Here is an 8260-nt window from a genome sequence, read left to right as displayed (position 1 = left end):
CAAAGCTCAGATTCAATTACTTGAAGCTCAACAAGCACGTCAATTAGTTGAATTGAAAGTACAAATGGAGCTTACTTTTGAACAATTGAAACCACTCAACCTCATCAAAAATACTCTCAGCGAAATGACCCGGTCGCCCGAGATTAAAAGTCACTTACTGCAAGGCGTTATTGCTGTTGCAGGCGGTTATATCAGTAAAAGATTAATGATTGGACGCTCCGGCAATTGGATCAAACAAATTGGAGGAACACTTTTACAGCTTTTTGTTACCAAAAAAATTGTGCAAACAGAAAGTCCATTGATTGGTGAAGAAGCAGCAACTTCTTAAAATTTATTGTCTTATCAAAGAATAGACAGACAGAACGATCCGTTAGAAACTCATCCAAACGGATACAAAATGTGCCAAGGTACCGAACAGCACGAATAGATGCCAAACGGCATGATAATAGATTTTGTGGTCTTTCATATAAAAATAAACTCCTGTTGTATAGCTAAATCCGCCTGCAATAATCCACCAAAGCACCGTTAAGGGAATGTTTTGAAGCAACGGTTTCAGCACAAATACAATCATCCAGCCTAAAAGTAAATATAAAATAACTGAAAGATACTTAAATCGTTTGGTGAAAAATATTTTAAACACTACTCCAACTGCAACTATTGACCACATAATAGTAAGAAAAATAAAAGCTGTTTCAGAATCCAAATAACGAACCATCAACGGCGTGTAAGTTCCTGCTATTAAAAAGTAAATACTAATGTGATCTGCAATTTGCAATACATCTTTCGCTTTTTCCTTTTTTATGGCATGATACAGTGTTGAGAACGTGTACACTAGTAACATTCCGACTCCAAAAGCCAATACAGAATAGAAGTAACTCAATTTATTTTCGTCGTAAACGCCTACCATAATGATTGGCATCGCAATCAAACAGAAAAGAATACCTATACTATGCGTAAAGGCATTTAATCGTTCTTCTTTGGGTGATTGGGGGCGTTTCATTAGCGGTTTTTAAATAAAATTAAAGTTTGAACAACACTAACAAATATATGCACATTGCTACAAAAATAACAACCTACTACCTAAAAATATCCATTCAATTTTGTCGAAAATTTCAATTTTATCACGCAGAAAAATATTTTTAATTTCTTATCTTTTTAACAATTTGAAGTATATTTACCGCCATTCATAAACATCATTTTAAATGCAACTCGTTTTCGCCTCCAACAACCCCAACAAAATAAAAGAAATTCAACTGCTTCTTCCTTCCAATATTCAAATTTTGAGTTTAGAAGATATTGGTTGCACCGAAGAAATTCCCGAAACGGCACCAACCATCGAAGGCAACGCCATTCAAAAAGCAAACTACGTCACTCAAAAATACGGCTATCCGTGTTTTGCAGACGACACCGGTTTAGAGGTTGAAGCATTAAACGGTGAACCCGGTGTTTATTCAGCTCGATACGCAGGCAATCAACGGGATGCAAATGATAATATGGATAAATTATTGACAAATCTTGCCAATCAATCCAACCGAACTGCTCAATTCAAAACCATTATTTGTTTGAATTTACTAGGACAACAGCATCTTTTTGAAGGAATTGTCAAAGGGCAAATCATCACCGAGAAAATTGGTAATCAAGGCTTTGGCTACGACCCAATTTTTGTCCCAAACGGTTACAACCAAACTTTTGCAGAAATGCCTATTGAAGAGAAATCGAAAATTAGTCACCGTGGTTTAGCCGTTGAAAAATTGGTCGCTTTTTTAACTAAATAAAGCTTCTACCTATCACTTTTTATATTAGTAGTCACTCAAAACTCCTATCTCCGAACTAATAACTCCTCACTACCATCTTCCAACTATTTAAAAATCAATAACTAACATCATTAGTTTATATGGTTTTTAAACTGTACCTTTGCACCCAATTTAAAATACTATATGAACAAATTTGAACAATTAGGATTGAGTGAATCGCTACAGCGTGCGATTATCGATCTAGGATTTGAAAATCCGACCGAAGTACAGGAAAAAGCGATTCCCCTATTATTGGAACAAGAAACAGATTTAGTTGCGTTGGCTCAAACAGGGACAGGGAAAACGGCAGCATTTGGTTTCCCGCTTATCCAAAAAATTGATGCGAACAATAAAAATACGCAGGCCTTAATTTTATCTCCAACACGCGAACTTTGTTTGCAGATTACGAATGAAATTAAATTGTACGCTAAGTACGAAAAAGGAATTAATGTTGTTGCTGTTTATGGAGGTGCAAGTATCTCAGAACAAGCACGTGAAGTAAAAAGAGGTGCTCAAATTATCGTAGCAACTCCGGGAAGAATGCAAGATATGATTAATAGAGGTTTGGTAAACATTACACAAATCAACTATTGTATCCTTGACGAAGCCGACGAAATGTTAAACATGGGCTTCTACGAAGACATTGTAAGCATTTTATCAACTACTCCTGATGAAAAAAACACTTGGTTGTTTTCTGCAACCATGCCAACAGAGGTGTCGCGTATTGCAAAAAAATTCATGCACGAACCGGTTGAAATCACTGTAGGAACTAAAAACTCAGGCTCTGCAACCGTTTCTCACGAATTTTATATGATTAATGCTCGTGACCGTTATGAAGCTTTGAAACGATTGGCCGATGCCAATCCTGATATTTTCTCGGTTGTTTTTTGCAGAACGAAAAGAGACACGCAAGCCGTGGCTGAAAAACTAATAGAAGACGGTTACAATGCTGCAGCTTTGCACGGCGATTTATCACAAGCTCAACGTGATTCAGTGATGAAATCGTTCCGTGGTCGTCAAATCCAAATGTTAGTGGCAACCGATGTGGCTGCACGTGGTATTGACGTAGATAATATTACACATGTTGTAAACTACCAATTACCCGATGAAATTGAAACCTATAACCACCGTTCGGGTCGAACCGGTCGTGCCGGAAAATTAGGAACTTCTATTGTGATTGTTACCAAAAGTGAGTTGCGAAAAATCTCGGCAATTGAACGTATTATAAAACAGAAATTTGAAGAAAAATCAATTCCATCCGGAATTGAAATCTGTGAAATCCAACTGCTTCACTTGGCTACCAAAATAAAAGATACGGAAGTAGATCATGAAATTGATAACTACTTACCGGCAATTAATGAAGTGTTGGATGGATTGTCCAAAGAAGAATTAATCAAGAAAATGGTATCGGTTGAGTTTAACAGATTCATCAGTTATTACAAAAAGAATAGAGATATATCTTCGCAAAATTCAGGTTCCGAGCGACGTGAACGTGACGATAGAGAACCGAGAGAAAATACCAGTGGTGCCGCACGTTTCTTCGTAAACATTGGCTCCCGTGATGATTTCGACTGGATGCAATTGAAAGATTTCTTGCGTGATACGTTGGAATTAGGTCGCGAAGATGTATACAAAGTAGATGTTAAAGAAGGTTTTTCATTCTTTAATACCGATAGTGAACACACTGACAAAGTGATGACTATTTTAAACGGAATGGAACTAGAAGGCAGAAGAATAAACGTTGAAATTTCTAAAAATGATGGTGGCGGCAGACGTGACCATAATGGCAGAAGTTCAGGTGGCGGCGGTGGATTCAGAGGCGACAGAAACTCAGGCTCTCGCGGCGGCAGTTTCGGCCCAAGAGCTGAACGAGGAAGTGCTCCAAGAACTGAAAGAAAAGAAGGCGGTTTCAGACCGAGAACCGAAAGTGGTTCTAACTCTGAAAGACCTGCAAGACGCTCGGAAGGCGACAGAAATGAGCGTCCGGCCAGTCGCTCATTCGAAGCAGCTAAAAGCAGACGCCCCAGAAGAAGTTAACTTATTTGTTAATTTTCTTGTAATAATTATAAACTCTGCAAAAAATCTCAAAGTGATTTACTACTTTTAAACCATCAAACAAGGTTATGAGATTTTTTGCAGTTTTATTTTTGATAGGCTTCACAACACTAACTTTTGCCCAAACAGCAAATGACTCAATAGTGACCGTTTCTGCGACTGTAAAAGACGACACGAGCCTGAAACCCTTAGTAAACGTTCACATCATCAACTTCAACACCGTTAAAGGAACAATAACCAACGAAAAAGGGGTTTTTGAAATTAATGCACAAGTAAATGATACGTTGCACATTTCTATCTTAGGTTACCAATCTATTCGCGTGAAAGTGACGAATGACTGGGTAAAATCTAAATCAACAGAAATTAAACTGACCGAAAAAGCCTATGCATTAGAAGAAGTAATTGTCACACCTTACAATTTGACCGGTTACTTGGAAATTGATGCAAAAATCATTCAAATTCCTGAAAATTATCGGTACGGTATTTCCGGTTTACCTTATGGGTACGAAGCAGGAAAGACGTCACCTAATGCGATTTCAAGAGTAGTAGGATCCTTATTTAATCCAGCCGATTTATTGTATAATTTCTTTGGTAATAAGCCCAAAGAACTTACTAAATTAAAGGAAATGAAGAAAGATGACACGGTTCGAAGGATGCTCGAGTCAAAATTTGACCGAGAAACCATCGCAATCATGCTGGGCATTCATAAAAATGAAATTCCAGATATACTTCAACGGTGCAATTATTCCGAAACTTTTATCAAAACTGCAAACGATTTACAGATATTGGATGCAATTAGTGACTGCTATGAAGAATACAAGATTTTGAAACGCAAAAAATCATAAAGTACCATTCCTTTCCAAATACCTTGTTTGTACGCTTGCTAAATTCTGAATGGATTTAGAAGTCCAATCTAACTTTTTAAGTAGAAGTTCCTCCTCTGTAAGTTGCCAAGAAATAGACGATTTCCTCAATCGTTCGGTAAGTTGTTGAATAACAATTGCAGCTGAGACTGAAATATTCAAACTTTCAGTAAATCCGACCATTGGTATTTTTAAAAATCCATCCGCTTGCTGAATCACATCTTCGGAAAGTCCGGTTTTTTCTGTTCCAAAAAAAATAGCCGACGGTTTCGAAATATCAAAATCGGCCAAAAAACAAGAATCATCATGAGGAGTAGATGCAATGATCTGATAACCTTGCCTTTGCATATTAGAAATGCAATTTTGATTACTGTCAAATCGGTAAATGTCCACCCATTTTTGTGCACCCAATGCAATTTCACTATCAATGGTCTTACCAAACTTCTGCTCAACCACTTGCAATTCTTGAATGCCAAAAACTTCACAACTTCGCATGACCGCACTCGTATTGTGTAATTGGAAAACATCTTCAACAACAATCGTAAAATGTTTGGTTCGAAACTGCAAAATTTCATCAATTCTAGCCTTTCGTCTAGGAGTTATGAAGTCTTGTAAATAATGCAAATATTCTTCGGTTTTTAACAATTCGTGCATGTTTAGTTTGTCTTTTGTAAATTTAATCATATCTTAGCTACATAAATGACTGGTTATGAAACAAGAGAATCTAGTCGAGCTAATATACAACAAAGACGAAAATTTGTTTACCGTTTTATATGACTTATATGCTAAAAGTCTATTCGGCATCATTGCAAGCCAAGTGAAAGAAAATGAAAAAGCAGAAAAAATACTTACGGAAGTATTCACAGATGCTTGGAATTCATTAGACTCTTATGTGGAAAGTAAAGGTCGGTTCTATTCATGGTTAGTTGAAATCACTCATGTGCATATATACGATTACTTAAAAATGGTTGACAAGGACGGCTCGAACAAAAGCAATTCTTTCATTGATTTATTAAAAGATGAAAATACACCTGAAACCATTGGAATTCAGGAGTATGTTAGGAAACTTAAACCTAAAAGTATCAAGATTATAGACCTATTATTTTTTAAAGGTTGTACCGTTTCTGAAGTCTGTGAAAAACTTGAAATAAATCCTCATATGCTGCCTTTAGAGAACAAATCCAGTATTACTGAAGTCAGAAACTTGTTAGAAGTATGATAAATAGTCAAGAATATATTGATTCAGGAATCTTAGAACTTTATGTTTACGGAAAGCTTAATGAGAATGAAGTGGCAGAGGTTCAAAAAATGGCTCAACACTATGAAGAAGTAAACCAAGAAATAATTGCTATCGAGCGGGCTTTGATTTTGGTTAGCGGTAGCGTTGCTCCTACCCTTTCAGTTAAAAATTATGAATCCATAAAAAACCATATTTTAACGCCCAAAAGTGAAGAAGTCAAAAATGAGATTGTACAAAAAATACCCCAAAAAAGTACAAATGACCCTTTTACGCTGACATTAATTTATGCAGGTTGGATTACACTGATCATTGTTTTGTTCGTTTCTTTTTATTACTATGACTTACTTGATAAAGAGTCCAAACTAAAACAAAACACTTTAGAATTAGAAAAGAACAATTTAAACAATAAGTTACTTGAGTTACAATTGAAAAACGACGAAGCAGAACATTTAATCTCTATTTTTCGTGATACCAGTAACATTGTAGTGCCATTGCAAGGTCAGGACGCCGCCCCAAAAGCTTTTGCTAAAATATATTGGAATAAAAAAAATAAGACCATCTACATTGATGCATTAGGATTACCCAGTCCACCTTTTGGCATGGTTTATCAAGTTTGGGCCTTTAAATTAAATCCCTTAACTCCAACAAATTTAGGGGTAATGGACACCTATCAAAAAGAAGGTCGTAAGTTTTTCAAAGTCAATCCACTCGGTGAAATAGACGCTTTCGGAATTTCGCTAGAGCCGGAAGGAGGAAATGAAACACCTACTTTAGAACAACTATTCGCTTTAGGAAAGGTTTAAGCAGATCTTCTTTTATCTACTATCTATGAAAAAATTGGTGGTTTTAACCGGTGCTGGCATTAGTGCAGAAAGCGGCATCAAAACCTTTCGTGATTCGGATGGATTGTGGGAAGGTCATGATGTTATGGAAGTTGCCTCACCTATAGGTTGGAATAAAAATAAAGAACTTGTATTGGATTTTTACAACAAAAGAAGAAGACAATTACATGAAGTTGCACCTAATGAAGGGCATTTTCAGTTAGCCGAATTGGAAAAGTATTTCAACGTGCAGATTATCACACAAAATGTCGACAATTTACATGAAAAAGCAGGAAGTTCGAATATTCTGCATCTTCACGGCGAACTATTTAAAGTAAGAAGTACCAAAAATATAGATTATATTTTAGATTGGAAGCACGATTTGAATGTAGGAGACTGTGATGAAAACGGACATCAATTGCGTCCGCATATTGTTTGGTTTGGCGAAGATGTTCCCGCAATTGAAGAAGCAATTGTTCACTGCGAACAAGCAGATTATTTAGCTGTGATTGGCACGTCTTTGCAAGTTTATCCTGCAGCAGGTTTACTTAGATATACGTATACAGACACGCCTATTTTTTACATTGACCCAAAACCTGCCATTTTACATTCAGTTGCCAATCCGTTAACTGTCATTTCAAAAAGAGCCTCTGAGGGTGTAGCCCATTTAAAAGAACTTTTAATGAAAAAAGATTAGTCAATTTTAAACTAAAAATAACAGTTTTAGTGGACTTTTCATTTCGAAATCATCAGTTTAAAACCTATATTTGCACTTTCATCATTTATAGAAATTACATGAGTACTTTAACTGAATTAAATGCTATTTCTCCTATTGACGGAAGGTATCGATCGAAAACTGCATCCTTGGCTCCTTTTTTTTCTGAAGAGGCATTAATTCGATACCGAGTACTTGTAGAAGTTGAATATTTTATTGCATTGTGTCAAATTCCATTACCACAACTCAAAGGAGTGCATCCAAATCAATTTGAATCGTTACGGAATATTTATAAAAATTTCTCAACTTCGGATGCGATATCCATTAAAGAAATTGAAAAAACAACCAATCATGATGTCAAAGCCGTGGAGTACTTTATAAAAAAAGCGTTTGATGACTTGGGATTGAATGAATTTAAAGAGTTTATTCACTTTGGTTTAACATCACAAGATATCAATAACACTGCAATACCACTCTCCACAAAAGATGCTTTTGAAAAGAGTTATTTACCTCTATTAATCGGAGTGATCTCCAAATTAAAAGACATGAGTCAGGAATGGGCAAATGTTCCCATGTTAGCCAGAACACATGGCCAACCTGCCTCACCAACCAGACTTGGAAAAGAAATTGGCGTATTCGTAGAACGGCTGGAAGAACAAATGCGTTTGCTATTTAATATTCCTTTTGCTGCAAAATTTGGTGGTGCAACCGGAAATTATAATGCTCATCATGTTGCTTACCCTGCCATTGACTGGAAAAAATTCGGAACCGAT

General features: G+C 36.3%; 10 protein-coding genes. 8 read left to right on the top strand and 2 right to left on the bottom strand.

What is annotated here, in order from left to right; genetic code table 11:
• On the top strand, positions 1–328 hold a 328-nt coding region (locus tag ACIQ2S_RS08920), incomplete at its 5' end, for a hypothetical protein (protein WP_396175122.1).
• Between the two features lie 42 nt (positions 329–370).
• Here ACIQ2S_RS08920 and ACIQ2S_RS08915 read toward each other — a convergent pair.
• Positions 371–1000 (bottom strand): hemolysin III family protein, encoded by a 630-nt coding sequence (locus ACIQ2S_RS08915; protein ID WP_396175120.1) that lies wholly within the window; start codon positions 998–1000, stop codon positions 371–373.
• Between the two features lie 202 nt (positions 1001–1202).
• Between ACIQ2S_RS08915 and ACIQ2S_RS08910 the strand changes: the two genes are divergently transcribed.
• The 3 genes from ACIQ2S_RS08910 to ACIQ2S_RS08900 all read left to right on the top strand — a co-directional run bounded on the left by ACIQ2S_RS08910 (position 1203) and on the right by ACIQ2S_RS08900 (position 4693).
• The gene (locus ACIQ2S_RS08910) at positions 1203–1775 is read left to right on the top strand and encodes a non-canonical purine NTP diphosphatase (RefSeq protein ID WP_396175118.1); all 573 of its coding nucleotides are present in this window, start codon (positions 1203–1205) and stop codon (positions 1773–1775) included.
• A gap of 162 nt (positions 1776–1937) precedes the next feature.
• Positions 1938–3830, top strand: coding sequence for a DEAD/DEAH box helicase (locus ACIQ2S_RS08905; RefSeq protein WP_396175116.1), 1893 nt, complete (start codon positions 1938–1940; stop codon positions 3828–3830).
• An 86-nt stretch (positions 3831–3916) separates the two neighbouring features.
• The gene (locus tag ACIQ2S_RS08900; protein WP_396175114.1) at positions 3917–4693 is read left to right on the top strand and encodes a carboxypeptidase-like regulatory domain-containing protein; all 777 of its coding nucleotides are present in this window, start codon (positions 3917–3919) and stop codon (positions 4691–4693) included.
• On the opposite strand, the gene ACIQ2S_RS08895 is transcribed toward ACIQ2S_RS08900, so the two are convergent.
• A complete protein-coding gene (locus ACIQ2S_RS08895; protein ID WP_396175112.1) occupies positions 4688–5395 on the bottom strand; it encodes a TrmH family RNA methyltransferase in 708 nt (235 codons plus the stop codon). The two genes, ACIQ2S_RS08900 and ACIQ2S_RS08895, sit on opposite strands and share 6 nt — an antisense overlap.
• A gap of 25 nt (positions 5396–5420) precedes the next feature.
• Here ACIQ2S_RS08895 and ACIQ2S_RS08890 point away from each other — a divergent pair, with 25 nt between their 5' ends.
• The 4 genes from ACIQ2S_RS08890 to ACIQ2S_RS08875 form a co-directional block, all read left to right on the top strand.
• Complete coding sequence (locus ACIQ2S_RS08890; protein WP_396175110.1) at positions 5421–5930, top strand: RNA polymerase sigma factor; 510 nt, start codon at positions 5421–5423, stop codon at positions 5928–5930.
• Positions 5927–6754 carry an anti-sigma factor domain-containing protein gene (locus ACIQ2S_RS08885; RefSeq protein WP_396175108.1) on the top strand — a complete coding sequence of 276 codons (828 nt, stop codon included), beginning with the start codon at positions 5927–5929 and terminating at the stop codon, positions 6752–6754. Before ACIQ2S_RS08890 ends, ACIQ2S_RS08885 begins: the two co-directional genes overlap by 4 nt.
• 25 nt (positions 6755–6779) lie before the next feature.
• Positions 6780–7469, top strand: a complete 690-nt coding sequence (locus ACIQ2S_RS08880; RefSeq protein WP_396175106.1) for an SIR2 family NAD-dependent protein deacylase — start codon at positions 6780–6782, stop codon at positions 7467–7469.
• Positions 7470–7567: 98 nt separating this feature from the next.
• The coding region (locus tag ACIQ2S_RS08875; RefSeq protein ID WP_396175104.1) for a lyase family protein at positions 7568–8260 on the top strand (693 nt) is incomplete at its 3' end.

This window comes from Flavobacterium sp. (genome assembly GCF_044371705.1).
In the GTDB taxonomy this organism is placed as follows: Bacteria; Bacteroidota; Bacteroidia; order Flavobacteriales; family Flavobacteriaceae; genus Flavobacterium.
Note: the sequence above shows the minus strand (reverse complement) of the source record. Positions and strands in the feature narration are given on the sequence as shown.